Here is a 24,118-nt window from a genome sequence, read left to right as displayed (position 1 = left end):
GCTCAGTGAGCGGTTCCTGGTTCGATGACGGTGGGGATCACGGGCTCGCCCTCGGAGAGCCTGCGTGCCGCCCGCGGCAGCTCCGCCACGGACTCGGCGTGGCGCCGTCGGGCCCGCTGCACACCCTCGGGGCCGGTGAAGCCGTCGTGCAGCTCCCCGCCGGTGACGTAGTCCACGAGGAGGGGACGGTCGTCGCCGTCGTCGTGGGGCTCGTGGGAAATGCCCACGAGCTCGTGGGTGGCCAGGCCCTCGGCGCTGCGGCGCCGCAGAGCGTACTTCTCGCCGCCCACGGAGGCCTTGCCCGAGGAAGCCTTGGCCACCGGCTCCATGGTGCCCGACGCGCCCTCCCGCGAGACGAGTTTGTAGACCATGGAGGACGTGGGGGCTCCCGAGCCCGTCACCAGGCGCGTGCCCACGCCGTACGAGTCCACGGGTACGGCGCGCAGGGCGGCGATCGCGTACTCGTCCAGGTCGCTCGTGACCGTGATGCGAGTGTTCGGGTTGCCGAGCTTGTCGAGCAGCGCACGCACCGACGCCGCCTGGGTCACCAGGTCGCCCGAGTCCAGACGCACCCCGCCGAGGTCCGGACCGGCGATGTCCACGGCGAGGCGGACGGCCCGCTCGACGTCGTACGTGTCCACGAGCAGTGTGGTGGACACTCCCAGAGCGTCCAGCTGGGCTCGGAAGGCCTGCTCCTCGGAGTCGTGCAGCAGGGTGAAGGAGTGGGCGGCGGTGCCCACGGTCCGCACGCCGTAGCGGTAGCCCGCCTCCAGGTTGGACGTGGACTCGAAACCGGCCACCACGGCGGCGCGGGCGGCGGCCACGGCAGCCTGCTCGTGGGCGCGGCGTGAACCCATCTCGATGCACGGCCGGTCCCCGGCGGCGCCCACCATGCGGGACGCGGCCGAGGCCACGGCGGAGTCGTAGTTGAGCACGGACAGGATGTAGGTCTCCAGGACGCACGCCTCCGCGAAGGAGGACTCCACGCTCAGCAGCGGGGAGTGGGGGAAGTAGGTCTCGCCCTCCGCGTAGCCGCGGATCTGGCCCGTGAAGCGGAAGTTCTCCAGGTAGGCCACGGTGGCGGCGTCCACCACGCCGGTGTCCCGCAGGAAGCGCAGCTGCTCGTCCGTGAAGCGGAACTGCTCCAGGCCCTCCAGGACGCGACCCACCCCGGCGAAGACCCCGTAGCGCCGACCGTGCGGCAGGCGGCGGGTGAAGACCTCGAACACGCTGCGGCGTGAAGCCGTGCCCGCTCGGAGGGCTGCCTGCAGCATGGTCAGCTCGTAGTGGTCCGTCAGCAGGGACGTGGCCTGCGGGTGCCAGGAATAGCTGTGCTCGTTCACCCTGCCAGCCTAGTGGGGCGCTCGCCGTGCGCACATCACCACGCCCCCGGCTACCATGGAAACGATGCTCACTTACCAGTTCCGGGGCCGTGTCCCCGCCCCCGCCGTGCTCATGAGTGCCGCGCCTGCGGAGTCCCCGCAGCTCACGCGGGAGGAGCAGGCGCTCACCGCCGTGAACGTGCCGTGGAACGTGGTGGTCTGGGACGACCCCGTGAACCTCATGAGCTATGTGGTGTACGTCTTCCGCTCGCACTTCGGGTTCACGGACGCCAAGGCCCGCACGCTCATGCTCGAGGTCCACCACCAGGGCCGGTCGATCGTCTTCACCGGCTCCCTGGAGGAGGCCGAGGCCCACGTGAGCGCACTGCACGGCTACGGCCTGTGGGCCACCTACGAGAAGGCGGGGGAGAACTGATGGCGCGCGGGTTCAAGCGCACGCGCAAGGGCATCGTGGGCCGCTTCGAGGCCCCCGAGGTGCGTCTGCTGCAGAAGCTGTTCTCGGACGTGGCAGAGACGCTCGCGCCCGAGCCGCGCGACACGGACGACCCCCTGGAGGCGCTCGTGGGTTGGGACGAGGACGTGGCCGAGCCCACGGACCCCGCGCTGCGCAGACTGCTGCCCGCGGCGTCGTCGGACCCCGAGCAGGCCGCGGAGTTCCGCAGGCTCACGGACCGCTCGCTGCGCGAACGCCGGATCGCGGCACTGCGGGCGTCCTCGCTCGCCCTGGAGTCCGATCCCGTGGTGCTGACCACGGAACAGGCGCAGGACGTTGCACGCGCACTCAACGACGTCCGCCTGGTGCTCGCGTCCCGGCTGGGGATCGACTCCCCGCAGGACGCCGAGCGGGTGGCGGAGCTCACGGACTTCGGGACGGCGCAGACCGTGGAGCAGTACATGGGCGTGGTGTACAACTTCGTCTCGTGGCTGCAGGAGACGCTCATGGAGGCGCTGCTGAAGACCCTCCCGTCCTCGTGACGCGGCATCGGAAGCACGCCTCGTCTCATGTTCGGGGTGCTCACCCGGACGCACTACAGTTTTCCGTTATGCAGGCTGAGCACCGTTCTCCCACCGGTCCGAACCCCAACTCGCCCATCGGGGTGTTCGACTCCGGAGTGGGCGGTCTCACGGTGGCCCGGTCCATCATCGACCAGCTGCCCAACGAGGAGATCCTCTACGTGGGGGACACCGCCCACGGCCCGTACGGTCCGCTGCCCATCGCCCAGGTGCGTTCGAACGCGCTGCGGATCATGGACGACCTCGTGGACTCCGGCGTGAAGCTGCTCGTGATCGCGTGCAACACGGCGTCCGCCGCGGTGCTGCGCGACGCGCGCGAACGCTACACGCGGGGCTACGACATCCCGGTCACCGAGGTCATCCAGCCCGCCGTGCGCCGCGCCGTGGCCACCACCCGCACCGGGCGCGTGGGCGTGATCGGCACCGAGGCCACCATCGGGTCCCGCGCGTACGACGACACGTTCGCGGCGGCACCCCAGCTGGACATCACCTCGGTGGCGTGCCCCGAGTTCGTGGAGTACGTGGAGCGCGGGGTCACCTCCGGTCCGGAGCTGCTGCGCACCGCCCAGGAGTATCTGCAGCCCCTCAAGGACGCCCAGGTGGACACCCTCGTGCTCGGCTGCACGCACTACCCGCTGCTCACCGCGGTGATCTCCTACGTCATGGGGGAGAGCGTCAACCTGGTGTCCTCGGCGGAGGAGACCGCGCGGGACGTGTACCGCAGCCTGCTCGACAACGGCCTCGAGCGTGATCCCGCGCTGGCACCCCACCACGAGTTCCTGGCCACGGGCGACCCCGTGAGCTTCGAGGGACTGGCCCAGCGGTTCCTGGGCCCGGAGGTGCTGCGCGTCCGCCACACCTCGTCCGTGGCCGAGCAGTACCCCACCGGCTCCCTCTCCACGATCCACCCGGCTCAGCGCTGAGTCGGCAGCAGAAAGGTCGCAACTCCATGATCCTCACCGTGGTCGGCAACTCGGGCAGCTTCCCGGGCCCGGACTCCCCGGCGTCCTGCTACCTGGTGTCGGGGGAGGACGCAGACGGACGGATCTGGCGGATCGTGCTGGACATGGGCAACGGCGCCCTGGGCACGCTGCAGCGCTACATCGACCTGCACGAGATCGACGCGATCATGCTCTCCCACCTTCACCCGGACCACTGCGTGGACGTGGGCGGTCTGCACGTGGCGGTCAAGTGGGATCCCCGTGGATGGAACGCAGGGACCATCCCCCTCTACGGGCCCTCCGCGACGCACACCTACCTGAACCAGCTGCACATGCTGCCCCCGGAGCACTCCATGGCCACGGAGTTCGACTTCCACGTGTGGCAGCCCCGGCAGCCCGTGACGGTGGGCCCGTTCACGGTGACGCCGTTCCCCGTGAACCACCCGTGCCCGGAGCCGTTCGCCCTGCGGGTCGAGCACCGGGGTCCGGAGGGTGTGGAGGTGCTCACCTACTCCGGGGACACCGATTCCTGCGAAGAGCTCGTGGTGGCGGCCCGGGACGCTGACGTGTTCCTGTGCGAGGCCGCCTACGAGGAGGGACGCGAGGACCACCTGCGGGGGATCCACCTCACGGGCCGGCGCGCGGGCCGGACGGCCGCGGAGGCGGGAGCGCGGCGTCTGCTGCTCACGCACCTGCCCGTGTGGAACGACCCGCGCACGGCAGAGGCGGAGGCGTGCGAGGCCTTCGACGGGCCGGTCTCCGTGGCGCGGCCGGCCAGGAGCTACCGCCTGTCCGGCCCGACCGACCGGTCGTTCGATGCGTTGGCACGCGCCGGGGCCGACGACTAGGCTGATCCGCATGACTGCGCCTACCGATCCGGCACGATCCACCGCGAACTCCACGGGCCAGGGCGAGCGCTCGACCACGGACGTGGTCCGCGCCGACGGGCGCACGGTGGCCGAGCTGAGGCCCATCACGATCACCCGGGGCTGGTCCGAGCAGGCGGAGGGCTCCGCGCTGATCGAGTTCGGAGGCACCCGTGTGCTGTGCACCGCCTCGCTCACGGAGGGCGTGCCCCGTTGGCTCAAGGGAGAGGGGCGCGGCTGGGTGACCGCCGAGTATGCGATGCTCCCGCGCGCCACCTCCACCCGGTCCGCACGAGAGTCCGTCAAGGGCAAGATCGGCGGGCGGACCCACGAGATCTCCCGGCTGATCGGGCGCTCGCTGCGCTCCATCATCGACCTCGAGGCCCTCGGCGAGAACACCGTGGTGCTCGACTGCGACGTCCTGCAGGCCGACGGCGGAACCCGCACCGCCTCCATCACGGGTGCCTACGTGGCGCTCGCGGAGGCCATCAACTGGGCCCACGACAACGGCGTGCTCAAGCGCCGCGTGAACCCCCTCACCGACTCGGTGGCGGCGGTGTCCGTGGGCATCATCGACGGCGTCCCCATGCTGGACCTGCCCTACGTGGAGGACGTCCGCGCGGAGACCGACATGAACGTGGTCGTCACCGGCTCCGGCGACTTCGTGGAGGTGCAGGGCACCGCCGAGGGTGTCCCGTTCCGCCGCGACGAGCTGGATGCGCTGCTGGACCTGGCGGTAGCCGGGTGCGCCCAGCTCGCCGAGATCCAGCGCGAGACCCTGGAGAGCACCCGTGGTCGGTGAGGTCCCCGGCGCCCGCGTGGTGCTGGCCACCCACAACCAGGGCAAGGTGCGCGAACTGCGCGCCATGCTCGCCGCCGCGGGTCTCAGTGACCCGGAGCTTGTGGTGGACGCCGGCACGGCCGGGCTGGGCGACGTCGTGGAGACCGGCGTGACGTTCCAGCAGAACGCGCTGCTGAAGGCGCGTGCCGCAGCCGCGGAGTCCGGCCTCGTGGCGCTCGCCGACGACTCCGGACTGGCCGTGGACGTCATGGGAGGATCCCCAGGGATCTTCTCCGCGCGCTGGGCCGGGCAGCACGGCGACGACGCCGCGAACCTCCGTCTCCTTCTCGCCCAGCTCGGGGACATCGCCCCCGAGCACCGCGGCGCTCGCTTCGTGTGCGCGGCCGCTCTCGTGGACCCCCGTGACGGCACCGAGCACGTGGTCACGGGAGAGTTGCCGGGAAGGATCCTCCCGGGTCCGGTGGGCGAGAACGGCTTCGGCTACGACCCGGTGTTCGCGCCCGAGGGGGAGGGCGGCGCGAGCTGCGCCCAACTCGGTGCGGAGCACAAGAACCGCATCAGTCACCGCGGCCGGGCCATGGCGGCGATGCTGCCCCACCTGCTGCGCGTCCTGGGCCACGAGGAGCGCGCAGCCGCACCCGTTCCGGGTGCCTCGCCCGAATCGGAGCCCGAGGCCTGACCATGACCTTCGCCTGCGGACACCTCCCCTTCGCCAACGCCGTGGAAGCGGTTCTGGCGGAGGCCGGTGTCTCCGTGGAGCGCTCCGACTGGGAGCTGCACGCGGGCGGCTCGGCGCACATCGTGGTCAACGCGGGCCACATGATGAGTGTGCGCATCGCCAAGAACCCCACCTCCGGTGAGAACGTCCGGCGTCGGACGCGGGCGCTGTCTAAGCTGCCGGAGTTCGACTTCACTGTGCCCCGACCACTGACGCCGGTGATCCAGGACGGCCGCTACACGGCCGTCGGAATGACGTGGATCCCCGGGGCACCCCGGGCTCCGGGACCCGTGGACCCCCGTCAGCTGCGCCGAGTGCTGGAACAGATCGGCCGCGCGGACGCCCGGGCCGCCGAGCCGTGGCTCGACCGCCCCGGGCAGCACTGGGGCGGGCACCGGCGTCGCCACGTCCTGCTGGAGCAGGTGCTTCCCCGGCTGCTGCCACGCAGCAGGGACCGGGCGCTGCACGCCATCGAGGACCTCGTGGCGCTCGAGAACGTGACGCCACAGCTCGTCCACGGGGACCTCATGGGCTCCAACATGCTGTGCCAGGGGGAGCACCTGGTGGGCGTCATCGACTGGGACCACGCGTGCCTGAGCGACCCCGCGTACGACATTGCCTCCCTGGGACTGTGGTTCGGCTGGCCCAGTGTGCGCGATGCCACGGACGAGGTCGGCTACGAACGGGCGCGTCTGCACGCCCGGATCTTCCCGCTGCAGGCCGTGGCCTACGCGCTGCACCACGAGCTCGACGCCGCCCAGGTCCGCCAGGCGGTCGAGAAGGCGGACGCCTGGTACGAGTCGCGCGCCGTGGCGGCCGTCTGAGCCACCCTCATCGTGTCGGAGCGGGGCCGTACGCTCACAGCGTGTCCGTCAGCTTCACCGCCATCGACTTCGAAACCGCCAACCGCAGCCTCGCCTCGGCCTGTGCCCTGGGAGTGGTGCGCGTCCGGGACGGTCGGGTGGTCGACACCAGGTACTCCCTCATCCGGCCTCCCGCGGGCCACGACGGTTTCGAACGGGGCAACGTGCGCATCCACGGGATTCAGCCCGCGGACGTGGCGGACGCCCCCACGTTCGACCAGCTCTGGGACTGGATGTGCGACACCATCTCCCCGGAGGACCCGGACTCCGTCCTGGTGGCCCACAACGCGGTGTTCGACACCGGTGTCATCAAGGCCGCCAACAGCGCGTGCGGGGGTGCATCCCGGGTCTGGGACTATGCCTGCACCCTGAGGCTGGCGCGGGCGGCGTACACGCTGCGCTCGTACTCCCTCCCGAACGCCTCGCGCGCGGCGGGAGCGGAGGTGCGTGATCACCACAACGCCCTGAGCGACTCCCTTGCCTGCGCAGGCATCGTGCTGGACCTCGCCCGACGCAGCGGGGCGGAGAGCATGGCGGAACTGGTGTCGCACTACGGCGTGCGGATGCAGCGCGCGGACCTGTAGCCGGTTCGGGCGCGCCCTTCCACGTCGCCTGACCACTGCGACCCGCCGGGCACCCCTGGTGCGATCCGCTCGGAGGCCTCAGCCCCGGCCTGCCACGATCACCACGGGGTCAGGCGCACCAGCGGGAGATCCACTCGTCGGCCAGCGCCAGGAGATCGGCCCGGGTGGCATCACGAGCGGACGTCCCGGGTGCTTCGGGGGCGGCCGGATCCGTGCCGCTGAGCCCCCACATGGCAGCGGCCACCGTGGTGGCCACGACTCGGGCCGCGATGTGGACCGGGGTGTCCCCGGGCAGCGCCGCAGAGGCGCGTCGAGCGGCGTCGTCCCCCGGAGTGGCTGAGGCCGGGGACTGCGAGGAGGCGGCGTCCGCCAGTGCGGCAAGTCCTAGAGCCAGGGCCGTCGACGCCGCGTGCTCGCCTCGTACGGCGAGATCCGGTGCCGCGGCCAGCAGCTCGCGCCGTGAGTCCGGTTCCGTGCACTGCGCCAGCAGCTCGAGGGTGCGGGGTGCGGGGCGGGTGACGACGGCGCACACCCGAGCGGTCTCGGCCAGCACGTCTTTCACGGTGGCACCGGTCTCTGCCGCGCGGGCGGCGGCGTGGACCGCGAGGGCCATGCCCACGGCGGCGGTCTGCGCCTCCGGGCTGCCGTGGGTGATGGCGGCCGAATCCACGGCGAGAGCCACGAGGGTCTTCCACCCGATGGTGGGGACCATGCCGTAAGGAGCCGTGCGCGCGAGAACCTCGGGGCTGTCCGCGGCGGGAAGCACAGGTCGCACGACCTCTCCGAGCGAGCCGGTGGCCAGCGCGTCGAAGGAGTCGCCGGAGTGCTCTCCCGGGGCGGCGAGGACTGGATGGTGGCGGTCCAGGTCGTCGGATGGCGGGTGCGGGGCGTGGTCGGGCAGCTGCGCGCCGTTGGTCACGGCCCACCGGAGGTAGGACAGCCAGGCGCACGCGGTGGGGTCTGCACTCTGGCCGTCGTTGGCCCAGCCCGCCACCTCGTCCAGCGCGGCCACCGTGCGTGCGGCGAGCTGCGTGGCCTGGTCGGGCCGGTCCGTGCCCGCGGCGATCCACGGCGCGAGAACCACTCCGCGGACCAGGTCCGGGTACCGGTGCGACGTCGCGTCCAGTCCTTGGTCTCGTGCCAGCAGCTCGGGTGTGTTCTCGATGGTCATGGGACCAGTCTAGGAAGACTCGCCGGTGTGATGACCATGAGGGCATGGCGAGCACACGAACACCGCAGACACACGGCCCCGGCGGGCAGGAGGACGAGGTGGTCTCTCACCCTGGCGAGGTGCCGCGGGCTTGGAGGCGTCCCAAAGGTCAGCGGGAGGCCCCGGGACAGCCCACCCCGGCGGGATTCACCCGGCAGTCGTCCGCAACGTTGTGCACGGTGGCACGCCAGACGCTCAGCTGCACGGGGGCGGAGGCCACTTGGTTGTATCCCGCCACGGGCTGCCACCCCGTCCCCGCGATGTTGTACTCACCGTAGAACCAGGTGGTGAGGGTGACCGAGTAGTCACCGGTTGAGGTGTACACGTGCGAGGTGTCCGTGGGAGTGTCCCACGCACCCTCCGGCAGGGGAGCACCGGTGAGGGGAGTGGGGCCCAGGGACGCCCCGTCCCCGTAGTTCCAGGTGTACTGGGCGGGGTAGGCGCGCACCGACACGGGGTAGCCACCCAGGGTGGTCTCGAACGTCTGAGGCTGCGCCACGGCGTAGACATTCGTGTTCATGTTCTTCAAGGTGTCCGGGGCGGGCTGCACGTGGTTCTCCGCCGGAGCCACCGCGAGGCGCTGGAAGTCCTGAAGGGTGAACGTGGGCAGTGGCACGTAGCCGTCGTCTCCCGCGCCGTCGGCCTGGGCATCAGAAACGCACATCTGAGTGCCTCGAGGTGAACGCGCGCCGTCCGATGCCCCGCCCACGACGATGTCCATGGACACCCCGGTCTGGCCGGAATCGTCCGTGCACTCCTGCTGGGCCCGGCAGCTGCGCAGGGCGGCGCCCTTGTCGCCGGTGCAGGGATCCTGGAGGCCGTAGACCGTCTTGTTCTTGGCGGTGTCCATCATGCGGGCGTTGAAGAAGATGGAGTCGTCGTCGGACATCAACCGGTCGCGGAGAGCCTTTTGAAAGGCCGGATCGGTGTCGGGGTTCCATGCTCCGCCAGGTGAATCTCCCCCCGATGCTCCAGAGGCGTCGGACGCGTTCGAGGTGCCCGGAATTCCGCGCCCGGAAAACTTCACCCGTCCTTCGATCTTGACGTCGATTATGGACCCGTGTGCACTAGATTCGGTAAATAGCTGGCTCTCCTTGGAACCTATTCCAAAATCTGGAAGCGTCGGCTCGTCGGCCACTGCAGGGGGCGTAATGGTTAGACAGAAAGTTGAGGCCGCTATAGTCAACAGCGCCGCAGGTCGTCGTTGGGTGCGCATCAGAGTGATCCCCTGGGGGACCCGGTGAGATATACCCATTGGGCGTTCTCTCGGTATAGGTAAACATCGAAGCCCTCGGATGAGTCGAACGGTAGTTGGCGTCGCGGTATCTTGCCGTCAACGATCGCTGTCGCACCTGAACTCTTAATCCTTACCGGCAAATTGTAGCCACCATCTGGGCGCTTTGTGAATGAATGTGGTTCGATTTTCGCAGTTTCAAATCCACCTGCGGCCCAGTTTCCTTCGCTATACATCTTTTCGTATGCCTCGTATTGTTCAAGACATTCTGCACAGTCAGTCGAGGTAATTTCCATGACGAGCGAAGTATCCCCTGTTTGTATGGAGTACCACTGCGCATCCGCTCGGTAGTTGAGGAAGGCCTGCGCGCCCGCCTCAGTCTCCTCCTTTGCCTCGGGGGGCATGACCGGCTTCGGTACGTTGCGTGCGGGGTGCTCCAGTGTGGCGGGCTCGTAGTCGTCTGGCACCTTCTGCCCAGTGGCCAGGACGGTGGGCTCCTCAGGCCGCCAGTCCTCGGGCAGGGCCGCTTTGCTCGATGCCGTGGGGGTGGCTGTGCTTGCGGGCTTCGCGGAACCGGTGTCGGTTCTTTCTGGTGAGGGTGACGCGGAGGAGGACGTCTCTGCGGCCTGGGTGCCGGCGGTGTTGTCCTGCGGGCTGGTCCCGCAACCACCCAGAACGAGGATGCCGAGGCCCACCAGGGCCAGAGTCCGCGCTCGCGTTCGTGCCGTACCCGTGTGCAGCATCTTTCACGCACTCTCCCTGTTGTCGTTGTCGAATCGGTGTGATGCACCTGACAATCACCAGAGCATAGGGTGAAGACTGCCGCCGCGGGAGTGGTCGGCGAGCAAATGTGGACAACTCCAATGATGCAGATGCACGACTGCACGTCAGGGGGGGGTGACGCCCCGCCCGTGCCTGAATGGGTCTCGACGTGGCCGCAGACGTCCAGGCGCGGTTCATGAGAAATCACGGAGAACGCAGGGCCCGACCCGGTGCACGTGGGCGCGATGCCGCCGACCGGGAGCGGGACACGGGCGCGCCATGTGTGAGAGCCCTTATGAGTGTCTGAGACCCCCGTTACGTTTGATGCATGCTGATACTGCACACCTCCGACTGGCACCTTGGCCGGACGTTTCACGGGGTCGACATTCTCGACGTCCAGCGTCAGGCGATGTCCGAGATCGTGCAGTGGGTGAAAGAGCGCGGGGTGGCCGTGGTTCTGGTCTCAGGGGACGTCTACGACCGGGCTCAACCACGCACGGAGGTGGTCGAGCTGCTCAACGCCACCCTCGGAGGGATTCGTGCGGCGGGGGCGCAGGTGGTGTTCACCAGCGGCAACCACGATTCTCCGGCGCGGCTCGGATTCGGGGCAGAAATCATGGCTCACGGCGGTGTGCACCTCCTGACATCCGTGGCTGGAGCAGAGCGGCCCGTGGTGTTCCGCCAGAGGAACGGCTCGGTGACAGCGGAACGAGCGCCGTCCGTCGCCCTGAAAGACGCGGGAGATCACGGGGATACTCACGAGGACGCCGTGGCGGTGTACGGCATCCCGTACCTGGAACCCCGGGCCGTGGCGCCGTTGCTCGGTTGCCCTCCAACGCACCAGGCAGTCCTCGGTGCGGTGGCCCAGGGCATTGCCGTGGACAAACGGACCAGGGCTGGCATCCCCAGCGTGGTGATGGCGCACGCCTTCGTCACGGGCGCCGAACCCACGGACTCGGAACGAGTGGTGGACTCCGGGGGGTTGGGCACCGTGTCCGCCGAGGTCTTCGCCGAACACGACTACACCGCTCTGGGACACGTCCACCGGAGGCAGCGGGTCACGGACACCGTGCGCTACAGCGGTTCTCCGGTGGCCTACTCCTTCTCGGAGGCGTCCCACACCAAGGGTGCGTGGCTGGTGGACATCGGCGCCCCGGGGGTGAGGAAGGTCGAGGAACTCGAGCACGAAGCCGGACTTCGCCTCGCGCGACTGCGTGGACCTCTGGCCACGCTGCTTTCCGCCCCGGAAAACGCCGCCGCGCAGGATGCGTGGTGCCAGGTGGTTCTCACGGATCCCGAACGGCCGGCGGCCGCGATGGAGCGCGTCCGCACGCGCTTCCCCCGCACGGTGGAACTGCGCTGGGAGCCCGAGGGAGGACGCAGCCTGTCGCCGCGCAGATACAGTGCCCAGGTGGCAGAGGCGGCCAGCCCCGAAGAACTGTGCGCCAGGTTCTACGACCACGTCCGGCACCGCGGGCTGTCACCAGAAGAGGCCCAGGACGTGAACGATGTCGTGGCATCGGTGACGGGCGCAGGGGCGCAGAGATGAAGCTGCACCGGATGGAGATCACCGCCTTCGGGCCTTTTGCGGGTCATGAATCCGTGGACTTCGAGGCGCTCAACGCCGCCGGCGTGTTCCTTCTCAACGGGGAGACGGGCTCCGGCAAGACGAGTGTCCTGGATGCCATCTGCTTCGCGTTGTACGGCACCGGCCCCACTACCGCGGCCAAGGGTGGCCGCAAGGCCGGGCACAGCGATCACGCGGATCCGCACACTGCGCCTCGCGTGGAGCTGGAGTTCACGGCCAGCGGCCGTCGCTGGCACATGAGCAGGACTCCCGCGTGGCGGGAGCCGTCCACCCGGGCGGCGTCGGGTTGGAGCGAACGGCACGCCACGGTGCTGCTGCGCGAGCTCGTGGACGGAGAATGGTCGGAACGGGGGTACCGCCCGGATGACGTGGGGCAGATGATCCACCACGCGATCGGACTGGACCGAGAGCAGTTCACCCAGGTGATGATGCTGCCCCAGGGCAAGTTCGCCCGTTTCCTGCAGGCGGGCTCCAAGGACCGGGAGGAGCTGCTGGAGACCCTGTTCGGAACGGATGTCTACGCGCGGATCCAGGACGAGCTCAAGGTGCGCGCTGACAGTGCACGGGCGGATCTGCGCGAGGCGGAAGCGGAGGCTGAGCGCACCCACGACCAGCTCGAGCGGTTCCGTGATCGGGTGGCGCTCGTGGTTGAGCACCTGCCCTCGGACGCCCAGGAAAACGTCCCCGGACATGCGGACGGGGCGTTGGCGGAGGGGCTCTTTGGTGGAAACAGGCGGGCAACCACCGGGATGGCCGACGCTCCGCGGGACGGCGGGCGAACTCCCGCACCCGGGACGTTCCCGGCCGACGGCGCTCCGACCGCCGAGGACGACACGGCCGAGGTGCGCTGGGGTCACCTCCAGGCATCCTGCCGTCTGGTGGAGGACACCCTGACCACTGCGCGGTCCCAAGCAGCCGAGGACCACGCGGCGGCCCAGCAGCAACTGGCCCAGCTGCAGCGCACCCAAGAGCAGGCGGGGCGGTATGCCCGGCTGGAACACCAGCGGATGGAACTTGCGCAGGACGCCGATCGGGCCGAGACCACAGTGGCCCGGCTGCGGGACCACCAGGCCGCGTCGGGTCTGCGGGAGATGATCACCGGCGCGCAAGAGGCTGTGGCCACGGTCAGCGCCGCGGCGGCGCGCGTCACGGGGCTTCGGGAGGGCCTTGCGGTCAGCAGCGCGTCGGGAACGACAGCCCGCCGGGTCCTGGGGGATGCGGCCACGCTGCTGGACGAGCAGCTCGACCGCGGGGAGTTCTCCTCCGAGCTGCGAGATGCCGTCGTGGCCGCCCGAGAGACCGCGCGCGCTCTGGTCGAGCGTGCAGAGGCCGCGCAGCGCGAGCACCAGGACATGCTGGCGCAGCAGGAACGGCTCGGGGCCCTCGAGACCGAGGAGCACCGTGTGCGCGAGGGTCTGGGCGCGGCACGGACCGAGCTGGCCACGACCGAACAAGCCCACAGCGCGCTCCTGGCGGGAGTCAAGGACGAGGCGCTGGTGCGCGACCGGGCCCGCGCCGCCCGGGACGCGGTGGCCGCGAGTCGTGAGTATGCGCAGGCGCGTTCCGTGGAGGAGCGGTGCCGGAGCGCCTATGAACAGGATGAGAAGTCGCGGCGCGGCGCGGCGCAGCGCGCGGAGGAGCTGGAGGGGCGGCGCTATGCCCGGGCGGCGGCGTCGTTGGCCGAGGAGCTCAGCCCCGGGCACCCCTGCCCCGTCTGCGGGTCCACCGAGCATCCGGAGCCGGCAAGCGCCACCTCTGGCGAGGACGTGAGCGCCGACGCCCTGGAGAAGGCTCGAGCCGCCAGGGAAGCCGCTCAGGCGGCGGTGGACCGCTCGCACGCCGCGTGGCAGGACGCGCGGGACACCGCATCGCAGGCGCTGGCGCGCGGGGCGGATCCGGATCTCGAGGCGGTCGTGGAGCGCGCAGGCGTTGCCGAGGCCGCGGAAGCAGAGCTGGACGCGCGGCTGTCGGAGGTGGAACGCACCGCCACCGCTGTGGCCTCGGGCCGAGACCGGGTCGCGCAGTGCGAGGCGGTGCTTGCCCGGAAGGTGGCGAATGTGACAGCTGCCAGGACTCGGGTGGAGGCCATGGCGGAGCACGACGAGCAGGAACGGGCTCACCTCGCCACCAGCCTGCGTGGCTTCCCCTCTGCCGCCTCGTTCCTGGAGAGCGCGGAGTCCCTCTCGGAGGCCGTCGAGGCATGGGACACCGAGCACCGCGTGCTGGAACGCGCGCGTCACGAGGCCCAGTCCGCCGAACGCGCGGTGGAGAAGGCCCTGGAGGCCTCGCCGTTCGTATCGGAGGACGCGGTGCTGCGAGCCATCCTGGAGGACCGCGATGCCGCTGAGCTCACAGCATGGCACGAGGAGTGGACGCGTGAGGTCGCGCGGGTCGAGGCCGAACTCGCGACCCAGGACATGCAGCGGGCCGCGCGGCTCTCCGAGGAGGACCGTGCGCAGCTCACGGACCACGCGATGGAACGGGCTGCGGCCCGGTGCCGAGACCTGGAGGAGCTGCGTGACCGGCTCACCCAGCAACTGGGGGGTTTGCACGCGCTGCGCCGCGATCTCGACGCCGCTGCGGCTGACGTGCCGGCGCAGGAGGCTGCGCACCGGGTGGCACGGGAGAGAGCGGAACGTCTGGGCGGACTGGCGGACGTCGCCACCGCCACCTCCTCCGAGAACACGCTGCGCATGACACTGACCTCGTTCGTGCTCGCGGCGAAGCTCGAGCACGTGGCGGCGGTCGCGTCCGAACACCTCTCCCGCATGTCCTCGGGTCGTTTCACCCTGGTTCACACGGACCAGACCCGCGGTGGTGGCAAGTCGGGGCTCGGACTGGAGATCGACGACTCCTGGACCGGGGCGCGCCGAGGAACCGGGACTCTCTCCGGTGGTGAATCCTTCTTCACCTCTCTGGCGCTGGCGCTGGCCCTGGCCGATGTGGTGCGAGCAGAGGCCGGCGGTCAGGAGATCGACACGCTCTTCGTGGACGAGGGTTTCGGGTCCCTGGACGAGCAGACCCTCGAACAGGTCCTCGAGACTCTGGACGGGCTGCGCCGCGACGGCCGCGTGATCGGTGTGGTCTCCCACGTGAGCGAGATGAAGCAGCGCATCGACACCCAGCTGGTGGTGACCAAGACTCCCCAGGGTTCGTACCTGGCGGTCACAGCCGGTCCCCTGACCGCCCAGTAGGCTGGCGGCGTGAACTCTCTGACCTCGCGCGCCGCCCTCCAGCGCCCCTCCGGTGCCCCGACTCCGCGGGAGCGCTGGGTGCGCAGCGACCGTCAGCTCAGCGCCATCACTCTGCTGCTGCGTCTGCCCCAGGTCATGGCTCCTCTGGGCGTGCTGACCTGGCTTGCCGTCACCTCGTCCTCGGCGTGGGCCGCTGCGCTCGGTTCCGCAGCACTCTGCGCGGGCATGGCGGTGTGCGCCATGGGCATGGCGGTCTTCGCCACGGTGCGGTGGCGGTTGTGGATCCTGGCGGCCGTCGCGGTGATCCAGTGCACGGTCATGTGGCAGCTGTCCCGGGTGGACATCACCACGGTGACGCCCTCGTGGGACGCGGTGCTGGAGTTCCTGCCCTTCTTCATCGCGGGCCTCTCCCTGGCACCCATGGGTCTCGCGGCGCGGCTCCGCTGGGCCTCGGTGTGCGAGGGGGAGGACCGCCCGCAGGCCTTTGGAGCCGCGATGCGGCGCGAATCGGTGAACGAGGCGCTCGCCACCGTCCTCGGTGCCGCCCTCACCGGGCTGCTCGCTGTGGTGACGGGCCCCTCGTCCGTGCTGCGGGTCTCGGCGGTGCTGTCCGTGGTGTTCATGGCACTGTTCGTCCTGCACCCCTCCGCCCGGCACCCCCAGGCCAACATGCCGGTGAACCTCTGGTTCCGGGGATCGTGGTCGTGGCACCGGGAACAGGCCGCCGTCTTCCGGCTCCGGCACAGCGTGCTGTTCGGCATCGCGGCGTTGAACGCGCTGCTGGGCGCGGCCCAGGGGTGCCTGGCGGTCTACTCCGTGTCCTTGGACACGGTGGAGTCCATGGGTGTGATGTACGCGCTGCTGGGTTTCGGGGCCGCCGTGGGCTCGAGTCTCGCGGTGCGGTTCCGCCACAGGATCACGGCGTCCAACACGTGGGTGCTCGTGGCCACGGGTGCCCTGCTGACCACCATGCTGCTGTCCGGACCCTCCGGGACCGTCGGCTACGCCATGGTGCTCATGACCGTGGGGTTCTTCTCCGGCCCGTGCCTGCTGGCGATCCACAGCTGTGCGGGGCAGGTGGACATGGCCCACGGCTACATGGGGCTCGTCGCGCTCATGAACGTGGCCACGGGAGCGGCCACCGCGATCGGACTGATGGTGTGCACCTACCTGGGGGTGTACTTCGACTACATGACCGCGGCCATGATCCCCGTGGCCGCGGCCATGCTGCTGCTGGGCAGCGCCCTCGTCTTCAGCCACGGGTTGCGCCGCGCGCCCGGGGCGGACCCCACGATCTGAGAAGATCTTCGACCCACGGGGCCGTGGGGGAGAGGACGGGGACAGAGGCCCTTGCGGAAGCGGGCCCTCAGTAAGCGGCCCCGGAGACAGCAACTCGAGGGACGTGGGCCAGGAGACAGCGGCTCCCGCAAAGCCGGGCCGGCCGACCTCGGGTCCGTCCGGGCACGCGGAGGGCCGTCGCTCAGCAGGACGACGGCCCTCCGCGTGGGGTGCCGGCGGGTCAGTGACCGCGCGCGATCCACTCGGGGAGGTGCGGCTTCTCGTCCCCGATGGTCGTGGAGTCACCGTGACCGGGGAGCACGAGGGTGCCCTCGGGCAGACTCAGCAGGCGCTCGTCGATCGACTCGATGATCGTGGGGAAGTCCGAGTAGGAGCGCCCCGTGGCCCCGGGCCCTCCCTGGAACAGGGTGTCGCCGGTGAAGAGCACCCCGTGGTCTCCCAGGTCCGGAGCATGGAAGACGACAGAACCGGGGGAGTGCCCGGGGGTGGCCAGCACGGTGAGGGCCACCGATCCCGCGAGGAGCTGCTGACCATCGGAGAGCGGCTCCGGAGCAGGGCCGTCGGGGTACACCGCATGCCACAGCATGAGGTCCTCGTGGCTCATGAGCACGGGGGTCTCCCCGCCCAGGCGGTCCACGAACTGCCGCACGGCCTTGATGTGGTCGTCGTGCCCGTGGGTCAGCAGCACGTGGGTCACGGTGCGGTTCGCCACCGCCTCCAGCACGGCATCGGGGTCGTGGGCGGGGTCGATCACGGCGCACTCCGCGGCAGTGCCCACGATCCACACATTGTTCTCCACCTCCCACGAGCCGCCGTCGAGGTTGAAGGTCCCCTCGGTGACACACTTCTCCACGGTCACGCCACCGCGGGGGTCGGTGAGCACGGTCTCGGGCTGCCGCGTCATCGGTCGAGCTCCACGACGGAGCGCAGGACCTTGCCGGAGGACATGGTCTCGAAGGCCTGGTCGACGTCGTCGAGCGCGATGCGCTCGGACACGAAGGCGTCGAGGTCCAGGCGCCCCAGGACGTACTGGTCCACGAGCATCGGGAAGTCCCTGGAGGGCAGCGTGTCCCCGTACCACGCGGACTTGATGGAGCCGCCGTGGGAGAACACCTCGTCCAGGGGCAGATCGACCGTGGTGCCCGGGTTCGGAACGCCCACGAGCACCACGCGCCCCGCGAGGTCCCGTGCCTGGAACGCCTGCATGAACGTGTCCGCGACCCCCACGGCGTCGATCACGAGGTCCGCACCGAACCCACCCGTGAGCTCGCGGATGCCCTCGACCGGGTCGGTGGTGCGCGAGTTGATCGTGTGGGTGGCACCGAGGCGCTGCGCGGTCCGCAGCTTGTCGTCGTCCACGTCCACTGCGATGATCGTGGTGGCTCCCGCGAGCGCCGCCCCGGCAATCGCGGCCGTGCCGACGCCGCCGCAGCCGATCACGGCCACGGACTCGCCCCGCTGCACGGCCCCCGTGTTGATGGCGGCGCCGATTCCGGCGGTGACGCCGCAGCCCAGCAGCCCCACGGCCGCGTACTGCTCGTCCTCGAGGGGCGTGCCGATCGGCGTGCACTGACCGGCGGCCACCAGCGTCTTCTCCGCGAAGGCCCCGATGCCCAGGGCCGGTTCGAGCGCGGTGCCGTCCTCCAGGGTCATCTTCTGCGTGGCGTTGTGGGTGTCGAAGCAGTACCAGGGTTCACCCCTGCGGCACGCGCGGCACTCTCCGCAGACCGCGCGCCAGTTGAGGATCACGTGGTCGCCCACGGAGACCTCGGTGACACCCTCGCCCACCGCGCTGACCACGCCGGTGGCCTCGTGCCCCAGCAGGTAGGGGAAGTCGTCCCCCACCCCGCCCACCTTGTAGTGCAGGTCCGTCTGGCACACGCCGCACGTGAGCACGTCCACCAGGGCCTCTCCCGGCCCCGGATCCGGAACCAGGATGGTCTCCACCGTGGCGGGCTCGTTCGCCGCCCGCACCACTACTCCCTTGACCTTGTGCATGCAGTTGCCTCCGTCGTGCTGCTCGGTTGCCTGTCGCTCCCAGTATGCGCGGTCCGCTCCGCGCCGCGCAGCCGCTCCGCGGGGATTCGCCGCGCGGTGAACACCACGGTGCTGCGCCGCGCAGGAACAGCTGACCACGACGACGCCGCCCACCGCCCCCGGTCACGGATCCCGAGTGCGCGACGGGGCCCGCACGATCGTGTCGTGCGGGCCCCGGGGTGGCGATCGCCTGGGCGGTCGGGAGGGTGCGGGTCAGTCCTTCTCGGAGTAGTCCACGTGCTCGGTGTGCAGCCGGATCTTGCGACCCTCGGCCTCGAGCTTCTCCTCCTTGGTGCGCAGCTTCTTCACCTGGGTGGTGTCCCGCGGGGGGAGCTGGATGGTGCGCTCGGCACGGATGCCGCCCTGCAGCTGACGACCGCGTTCGAGCTCGGCGTCCACCTCGGCGCCGAAGAGCAGCGCGTTGTTCATGATCCAGAGCCCCAGCAGCAGGATGATCACGGAGCCGATCACTCCGTAGGTGGCGTTGTAGGACGCGAAGTTGGAGACGTAGAACGCGAAGCCGAGGCCCGCGACGATCGTGAAGACCAGGGCGATCCCCGCACCCGGGCTCATCCACTTGAACTTGGGCTGCTGCACGTTCGGGGTGGCGTAGAAGAGAATGGCGATCAGCAGGACCAGCAGGAACAGGGCCACGGGGATCTTGACCCAGGACCACACGGTCACGGCGGTGGAACCCAGCCCCACGGCGTCGCCGAGTGTCTGGGCGAGGTCACCCGAGAGCAGGACCATGACCATGATGGCGGCCACGATCAGCACCACGATGAGGGTGATCAGCAGCATGACCGGCTTGAGCTTCCAGAACGGGCGCCCCTCGGAGACCTCGTAGATGCGGTTCATCGAGCGGGAGAAGGCCCCGGTGTACCCGGACGCGGTCCACAGGGCACCGGCCACACCGACAACGAGGGCGAGACCTGCGCCGGACTGGGTGGTCAGCTGGGAGATGGGCTCAGACAGCAGCTCCACGAGGGACGAAGGGGCGTACTGGTTCAGGAAGTCCAGGATCGCCTTGGTCGTGGCCTCACCCTGGCCGAAGACGCCGAGGAGCGAAACCAGCGCGAGCAGCGCCGGGAAGATGGACAGCACGGCGAAGTAGGTGAGGGTGGCCGCGAGATCGGTGCAGCCGTCCTTGGTGAACTCGGACAGGGCGCGCTTGAGGACATACCCCCAGGACTGGCCCTTGAGCTTGCCGGGGGAGTCGGGCTTGGAGTCGTGGTCCGGGTGGGGAGCGGAGTCCTCCCGGGCCGCGGTCGACTCCAGGTTCTGGTCGGTCATGGGGGTCCTCTCGAGGGGGAAAGAGACGGGGCTGCGAGGTGCAGGCGCTGCGAGTCAGTGTACTAACTGTGCGCGGCCTTCCTGCGTGTGTCACCGAATGGGAGCGCGACCGCGCCCGTGGACTGGCACGGTCGCGGTCGCGCGGGTTCTCCGCCGGGCGCCGGCCCGGTCCCTCCTAGCGGGACAGGGACAGCGCGTACTGGTGGATGCGTTCGCTGAGGCGTGTGAGCACGCGGATCTCCTGGGCGTCCAGCGCCGTGCTGACCACAGCCGCGACCTTCTGGTCGTTGTCCGCCGAAATCTGCTCGTAGAGCTGCGCCCCCGCCTCCGTGAGTCCCACTCGCACTCCTCGCAGATCCTGCGAGTCCTGTCGGCGGGTCACGAGCCCCTTGTTCTCGAGACGCTCGAGCATGCGGGACAGACTGGACTGGGTCAGCAGCACGTGGCTGTTGAGGTCCCGCAGCCTCAGTCCGCTGCGATCCGACCCGTACAGCGTGGCCAGCACCTCGAACTCGCGGCGTGACAGCCCGCGGAGGTCAACGTCCCGCTGCAGTTGTCTGGTCACTGACACATGGCAGCGACTCAAAGCATCCCACGCCTCGATACTCCCCCTTGACGTCATTCTTTCCCCCTTTGTAGCAACGTTCACCCCCTATGAACGTTATCTACATGTTACGAGGGCGGGCTTTCCCATATCTCCCGGGACGTGTCCACACTTCTGGCCGGGGGCCTCGTGCCTGTCCACGCAAAGGGGCACACGACGGCGCGGGGGCCGTTGCGCACGCAGCGCAACGGCCCCCGCGGGAGACTGTGGTGGTCTCAGTCGATGCCGAGAACGGACGCGGTGTGGCCCATGATCTCGTCAGCCAGCCGCGGGTTGTCGTTGAGCTTGACGCCGTAGGCGGGAATCAGCTCCTTGATCCGGGGCTCCCACTCGGACAGCTTGGCCGGGAAGCAGCGGGAGAGCAGGTTGAGCATGATCGGCACGGCCGTGGATGCTCCGGGGGAGGCGCCCAGCAGGGCCCCGATGGAACCGTCCGCGCTGGTGACCAGCTCGGTGCCGAACTGCAGCACGCCGCCCTTCTTGGGGTCGGACTTCATGACCTGGACGCGCTGCCCGGCCTCGATGAGCTCCCACTGGGACCCGTCCGCCGTGGGGTAGTACTCGTGCAGGGCGTCGATCCGCTGGGACCGGGTCTTGGTCAGCTCGCCCATGAGGTACTTTACGAGGTCGAGGTTGGCCATCCCGGCGCGGGTCATGGGGTAGAGGTTGTGCGCGCGCACGCTCTTGGGCAGGTCCAGCAGGGACCCCTTCTTGAGGAAGTTCGGCTTGAACCCTCCGTAGGGGCCGAACATGATGGCGCGGCGTCCGTTGACGTACCGGGTGTCCAGGTGGGGGACGGACATCGGAGGCGCGCCCACGGAGGCCTGGCCGTAGACCTTGGCGTTGTGCTGCGCGGTGACGGTGGGGTCGGTGTTGCGCAGGAACAGGCCGGACACGGGGAAGCCGCCGAAGCCCTTGGCCTCCTTGATGCCCGACTTCTGCAGCAGCGGCAGCGCACCGCCGCCCGCGCCCAGGAACACGAACCCGGCGCGGATCACGCGGTTGTTGTCGCTGTTGAGACGGTCCTCCACGGACACCAGCCACGAACCGTCGCTCTGCCGCTTGAGGGTGGTCACCTGCTGGCCGTACTGCACGGAGACGTTGCGCCCCCGGAGGTGGTCGAGAAGCTGGTTGGTGAGCGCGCCGAAGTCCACGTCCGTGCCCTCGGGAGCGAAGGTGGCGGCCACCCGCCCCGCGCCGCGTCCGTGCATGGTCAGCGGAGCCCAGTCCGCGATCACGCTGCGGTCCTCGGTGAACTCCATGCGCTCGAACAGCTTGTTCGGCTTGAAGGCGTCGTAGCGCGCGCGCAGGTAGTTCGCATGCTCCTCACCGAAGACCATGGAGATGTGGGGCACCGAGTTGATGAAGGAGCCGGGGTCCTGCAGCGTGCCGTTCTCCACCAGCGAGCTCCAGAGCTGGCGGGTCACCTGGAACTGCTCGTTGATGTTCAGCGCCTTGTCCGCGCTGACGGTTCCGTCGGCAGCCTGCGGGGCGTAGTTGAGCTCGCACAGGGCGGAGTGCCCGGTGCCGGCGTTGTTCCAGGCGTTGGAGCTCTCCAGCCCAGCCGCGTCCAGACGCTCGAGGACCACCATCTTCCAGTCGGGCTGGAGGTCGTTGAGCAGGGTGGCGAGCGTGGCGCTCATGATGCCGGCGCCCACGAGGACGACATCGGCGGTTTCGGTGGGCTGAGGTGAAGTCACTGTTTCTCCCGTGCGTGCATGTGCGGCGCGGCACTGCGCCTGGACGTTCACGGTCCAGGATATCCCCAGCCAGGGTCAACTCCCAACGCGCGAGCTGGCAGCGAAGCGGCTCAGGCGAGCTCCAGATCGTTGAAGCGCTCGAAGCCCGTGGAGGTCAGCGGGTAGTTCACCACCCGGGAGCTCACGGCCACCGCGGAGTCGGGGTGGGACAGCGGCACGGCCGGCATCTCCTCGGACACGCGGTCGTTGAGGGTCTTGTACGCGCTGGTGCGGGAATCGCCCTGGGGCATGCCCGCGGCGCGGTTGACCGCGGTCATCAGCCCGGCGTCGTCGAACCCCAGGCGCGCCTGCGGTGCGCTGAGCAGCGGGGCCATGAAACTGTCCGGGTCCCGGAAGCTGCCGCTCCACCCGAGGAGACTGAACGCGTGGTCCCCATCCGGGGTGGACACCGCATCGAGGTAGCCCTCGTCCCAGTCCATGGGCACCGGCTGCAGGCGGAAGCCCACGCGGGTGAGTTGCGCCGAGATCTGGGCGTACACCCGTTCCGGTTCCTGAAGGTACAGCCTGGACGTGTGGCGGGGGTAGAGGAAACGCAGCCGTTCGCCACGGTAGGAACTCTTCTTGAGCAGGTCCTTGGCGTGCTGGGGGTCGTAGCCGGGGATCTGCAGGTTGTCCCCGTTGACGTTGAAACGTGCGGGCACGAACTGGTCCGCCACGTTGGTCCCGTTGGGGTACAGGGACTTGGCCAGTGACCCGCGGTCGATGGCGGCGGCGACGGCTCGGCGCACGTCCAGGTCCTGGAACGCACGGACCCGCTGGTTGAGTCCCAGGTAGGACACGGCGTAGGGGTCACGGTAGAGCACCTGGATGCCCTCTCGGGCCAGCGGGGCGAAGGCGTCCAGCCCCACGAGGTCGTAGGCGTCCACCTCACCCGTCAGCAGGGCGGCGCAGCGGACCTCGGGGTCGGGGACGACCCGAAACTCCAGAGTTCCCACGCTGCCCAGTTCACCCCAGTAGTCCTCGTGGGCGAGCAGCTTCACGGACTCGGGGCTCGCGGAGTCCAGCCGGAAGGGGCCGGTGCCCACCAGGTGCTGGTCCTCGGTGCCCGCGCGGATGCTCTCGGGGGAGCACATGGCGAACGCGGGCTGGGTCAGCGCGGAGAGCAGCGGCGTGTAGGGGCGGGTCAGCCGGAGCACCACGGTGCGCTCGTCCTCCACGTCCACTCCCGCGTAGCACGTGCTGACCCTCGGGTCCGGTGAACCGTGGCGCAACGTGGTGGCGAAGGCGCACTGGCGCGCCCAGGTCTCCGCGGATTCCGCCTGGGCCTGCCACTTGTCGAAGTTGGCCTTGACCGCTGCCGCGTCGAACTCCGTGCCGTCGTGGAACCTCACGTCCTCGCGCAGTGTGAAGGTCACCGAGCGCTGGTCATCGGCGACCACCCAGGACTCCGCGAGGGCCGGGGAGGGCTCGCCCGTGGACCGGTCCGCGGCTACGAGCCCCTCCAGGACCTGCGTGGAGACCCGTGAGGTCTCCTGCGAGGTGCGCCGAGAGGGATCCAGCCCCGTGGGCGCCGCGGCGTGGGCCAGCACGAAGGAAGCCTGCGGCGCGGGCGCGCTCGCTCCCGACCGGGCACCCCTGTCCCCGCAGCCCGTGAGCGAGAGACCGAGGCCGAGGCCGGCGGCGGCAAAGAGCGTGCGCCGCCCAAATGCCTTCTCAGCCGTCACCCGCGCACCTTCCTGCCGTTCTGGTCGTCTTCTGCGTGGCGGTCCCCAGCCGTGCTGTGCGCAAGACGGGAATCGAACCCGCACGCCGTGAGGCACAGGAACCTAAATCCTGCGTGTCTGCCAGTTCCACCACTCGCGCCGTTCTCGGAAACGTTTCGGTGCCACAGCACCTCCCGAGATCGTCCCCATCCTAACCAGTTGCCGCCCGGGGAACGCCGGGAGCAGCCCGAACCGCCCGTGCCGCGGCGCAGGTGCCGACGGCGCCCGGGCTGGACGGCGCTCGCGTTGTGGTGCTCATGTCTCACCTGTCCCCGGCGCGCTCACAGCCCCGCGGCGTACCGC

General features: G+C 69.8%; 21 protein-coding genes and 1 tRNA gene. 11 read left to right on the top strand and 11 right to left on the bottom strand.

Annotated elements, in window-relative coordinates:
- Window positions 1-2: 2 nt before the first annotated feature.
- On the bottom strand, window positions 3-1,343 hold the full coding sequence (locus AABM36_RS09650; RefSeq protein WP_102613441.1) for a nicotinate phosphoribosyltransferase: 1,341 nt from the start codon (window positions 1,341-1,343) through the stop codon (window positions 3-5).
- 64 nt (window positions 1,344-1,407) lie between these two features.
- Here AABM36_RS09650 and clpS point away from each other — a divergent pair, with 64 nt between their 5' ends.
- From clpS to AABM36_RS09610, 8 genes are all read left to right on the top strand, one after another.
- Window positions 1,408-1,758, top strand: coding sequence for an ATP-dependent Clp protease adapter ClpS (gene clpS, locus AABM36_RS09645; protein WP_019309335.1), 351 nt, complete (start codon window positions 1,408-1,410; stop codon window positions 1,756-1,758).
- Window positions 1,758-2,318: a DUF2017 domain-containing protein gene (locus tag AABM36_RS09640; RefSeq protein WP_019309334.1), complete on the top strand. Its 561-nt coding sequence runs from the start codon at window positions 1,758-1,760 to the stop codon at window positions 2,316-2,318. The genes clpS and AABM36_RS09640 overlap by 1 nt, the downstream gene beginning before the upstream one ends.
- 68 nt (window positions 2,319-2,386) lie before the next feature.
- A complete protein-coding gene (murI, locus tag AABM36_RS09635) occupies window positions 2,387-3,280 on the top strand; it encodes a glutamate racemase (protein ID WP_039101935.1) in 894 nt (297 codons plus the stop codon).
- 26 nt (window positions 3,281-3,306) lie between these two features.
- Window positions 3,307-4,146 carry an MBL fold metallo-hydrolase gene (locus AABM36_RS09630; RefSeq protein ID WP_239355922.1) on the top strand — a complete coding sequence of 280 codons (840 nt, stop codon included), beginning with the start codon at window positions 3,307-3,309 and terminating at the stop codon, window positions 4,144-4,146.
- A 10-nt stretch (window positions 4,147-4,156) separates the two neighbouring features.
- Window positions 4,157-4,966 (top strand): ribonuclease PH, encoded by an 810-nt coding sequence (gene rph / locus AABM36_RS09625; RefSeq protein ID WP_223110310.1) that lies wholly within the window; start codon window positions 4,157-4,159, stop codon window positions 4,964-4,966.
- Window positions 4,956-5,645, top strand: coding sequence for an RdgB/HAM1 family non-canonical purine NTP pyrophosphatase (gene rdgB / locus AABM36_RS09620; RefSeq protein ID WP_047979172.1), 690 nt, complete (start codon window positions 4,956-4,958; stop codon window positions 5,643-5,645). Before rph ends, rdgB begins: the two co-directional genes overlap by 11 nt.
- Window positions 5,646-5,647: 2 nt before the next feature.
- Window positions 5,648-6,508: a phosphotransferase family protein gene (locus AABM36_RS09615; RefSeq protein ID WP_423445995.1), complete on the top strand. Its 861-nt coding sequence runs from the start codon at window positions 5,648-5,650 to the stop codon at window positions 6,506-6,508.
- Between the two features lie 41 nt (window positions 6,509-6,549).
- On the top strand, window positions 6,550-7,131 hold the full coding sequence (locus AABM36_RS09610) for an exonuclease domain-containing protein (protein WP_062946280.1): 582 nt from the start codon (window positions 6,550-6,552) through the stop codon (window positions 7,129-7,131).
- A gap of 109 nt (window positions 7,132-7,240) precedes the next feature.
- Here AABM36_RS09610 and AABM36_RS09605 read toward each other — a convergent pair whose 3' ends face one another.
- From AABM36_RS09605 to AABM36_RS09595, 3 genes are all read right to left on the bottom strand, one after another.
- On the bottom strand, window positions 7,241-8,302 hold the full coding sequence (locus AABM36_RS09605) for an ADP-ribosylglycohydrolase family protein (protein ID WP_135009947.1): 1,062 nt from the start codon (window positions 8,300-8,302) through the stop codon (window positions 7,241-7,243).
- A 148-nt stretch (window positions 8,303-8,450) separates the two neighbouring features.
- Window positions 8,451-9,230, bottom strand: a complete 780-nt coding sequence (locus AABM36_RS09600) for a PKD domain-containing protein (RefSeq protein WP_070638398.1) — start codon at window positions 9,228-9,230, stop codon at window positions 8,451-8,453.
- A 326-nt stretch (window positions 9,231-9,556) separates the two neighbouring features.
- Window positions 9,557-10,042, bottom strand: coding sequence for a DUF6318 family protein (locus AABM36_RS09595; protein ID WP_124108963.1), 486 nt, complete (start codon window positions 10,040-10,042; stop codon window positions 9,557-9,559).
- Between the two features lie 623 nt (window positions 10,043-10,665).
- Here AABM36_RS09595 and AABM36_RS09590 point away from each other — a divergent pair.
- Genes AABM36_RS09590 through AABM36_RS09580 form a run of 3 tightly spaced genes read left to right on the top strand, consistent with a single transcriptional unit; the run spans window position 10,666 to window position 16,418 of the window.
- A complete protein-coding gene (locus tag AABM36_RS09590) occupies window positions 10,666-11,886 on the top strand; it encodes an exonuclease SbcCD subunit D (RefSeq protein WP_124108964.1) in 1,221 nt (406 codons plus the stop codon).
- Window positions 11,883-15,119 carry an AAA family ATPase gene (locus AABM36_RS09585; protein WP_423445991.1) on the top strand — a complete coding sequence of 1,079 codons (3,237 nt, stop codon included), beginning with the start codon at window positions 11,883-11,885 and terminating at the stop codon, window positions 15,117-15,119. The genes AABM36_RS09590 and AABM36_RS09585 overlap by 4 nt, the downstream gene beginning before the upstream one ends.
- A gap of 9 nt (window positions 15,120-15,128) precedes the next feature.
- Window positions 15,129-16,418 (top strand): hypothetical protein, encoded by a 1,290-nt coding sequence (locus AABM36_RS09580; protein WP_423445989.1) that lies wholly within the window; start codon window positions 15,129-15,131, stop codon window positions 16,416-16,418.
- A 220-nt stretch (window positions 16,419-16,638) separates the two neighbouring features.
- On the opposite strand, the gene AABM36_RS09575 is transcribed toward AABM36_RS09580, so the two are convergent.
- The 7 genes from AABM36_RS09575 to AABM36_RS09545 all read right to left on the bottom strand — a co-directional run bounded on the left by AABM36_RS09575 (window position 16,639) and on the right by AABM36_RS09545 (window position 23,915).
- Window positions 16,639-17,322 (bottom strand): MBL fold metallo-hydrolase, encoded by a 684-nt coding sequence (locus AABM36_RS09575; protein WP_423445987.1) that lies wholly within the window; start codon window positions 17,320-17,322, stop codon window positions 16,639-16,641.
- Window positions 17,319-18,416, bottom strand: a complete 1,098-nt coding sequence (locus tag AABM36_RS09570) for an S-(hydroxymethyl)mycothiol dehydrogenase (RefSeq protein WP_259906466.1) — start codon at window positions 18,414-18,416, stop codon at window positions 17,319-17,321. Before AABM36_RS09570 ends, AABM36_RS09575 begins: the two co-directional genes overlap by 4 nt.
- A gap of 252 nt (window positions 18,417-18,668) precedes the next feature.
- A complete protein-coding gene (locus AABM36_RS09565; RefSeq protein WP_423445985.1) occupies window positions 18,669-19,748 on the bottom strand; it encodes a YihY/virulence factor BrkB family protein in 1,080 nt (359 codons plus the stop codon).
- 175 nt (window positions 19,749-19,923) lie between these two features.
- Window positions 19,924-20,313, bottom strand: coding sequence for a MarR family winged helix-turn-helix transcriptional regulator (locus AABM36_RS09560; RefSeq protein WP_019309319.1), 390 nt, complete (start codon window positions 20,311-20,313; stop codon window positions 19,924-19,926).
- Window positions 20,314-20,567: 254 nt separating this feature from the next.
- Window positions 20,568-22,103, bottom strand: coding sequence for a malate:quinone oxidoreductase (locus tag AABM36_RS09555; protein ID WP_289929848.1), 1,536 nt, complete (start codon window positions 22,101-22,103; stop codon window positions 20,568-20,570).
- A gap of 59 nt (window positions 22,104-22,162) precedes the next feature.
- The gene (locus AABM36_RS09550) at window positions 22,163-23,776 is read right to left on the bottom strand and encodes an ABC transporter substrate-binding protein (RefSeq protein WP_423445982.1); all 1,614 of its coding nucleotides are present in this window, start codon (window positions 23,774-23,776) and stop codon (window positions 22,163-22,165) included.
- A gap of 57 nt (window positions 23,777-23,833) precedes the next feature.
- Window positions 23,834-23,915, bottom strand: a tRNA-Leu gene (locus AABM36_RS09545).
- Window positions 23,916-24,118: the final 203 nt, after the last annotated feature.

It is taken from the genome of Kocuria sp. KSNUG, from assembly GCF_049532735.1.
Classification (GTDB): Bacteria; Actinomycetota; Actinomycetes; order Actinomycetales; family Micrococcaceae; genus Kocuria; species Kocuria rhizophila.
Note: the sequence above shows the minus strand (reverse complement) of the source record. Positions and strands in the feature narration are given on the sequence as shown.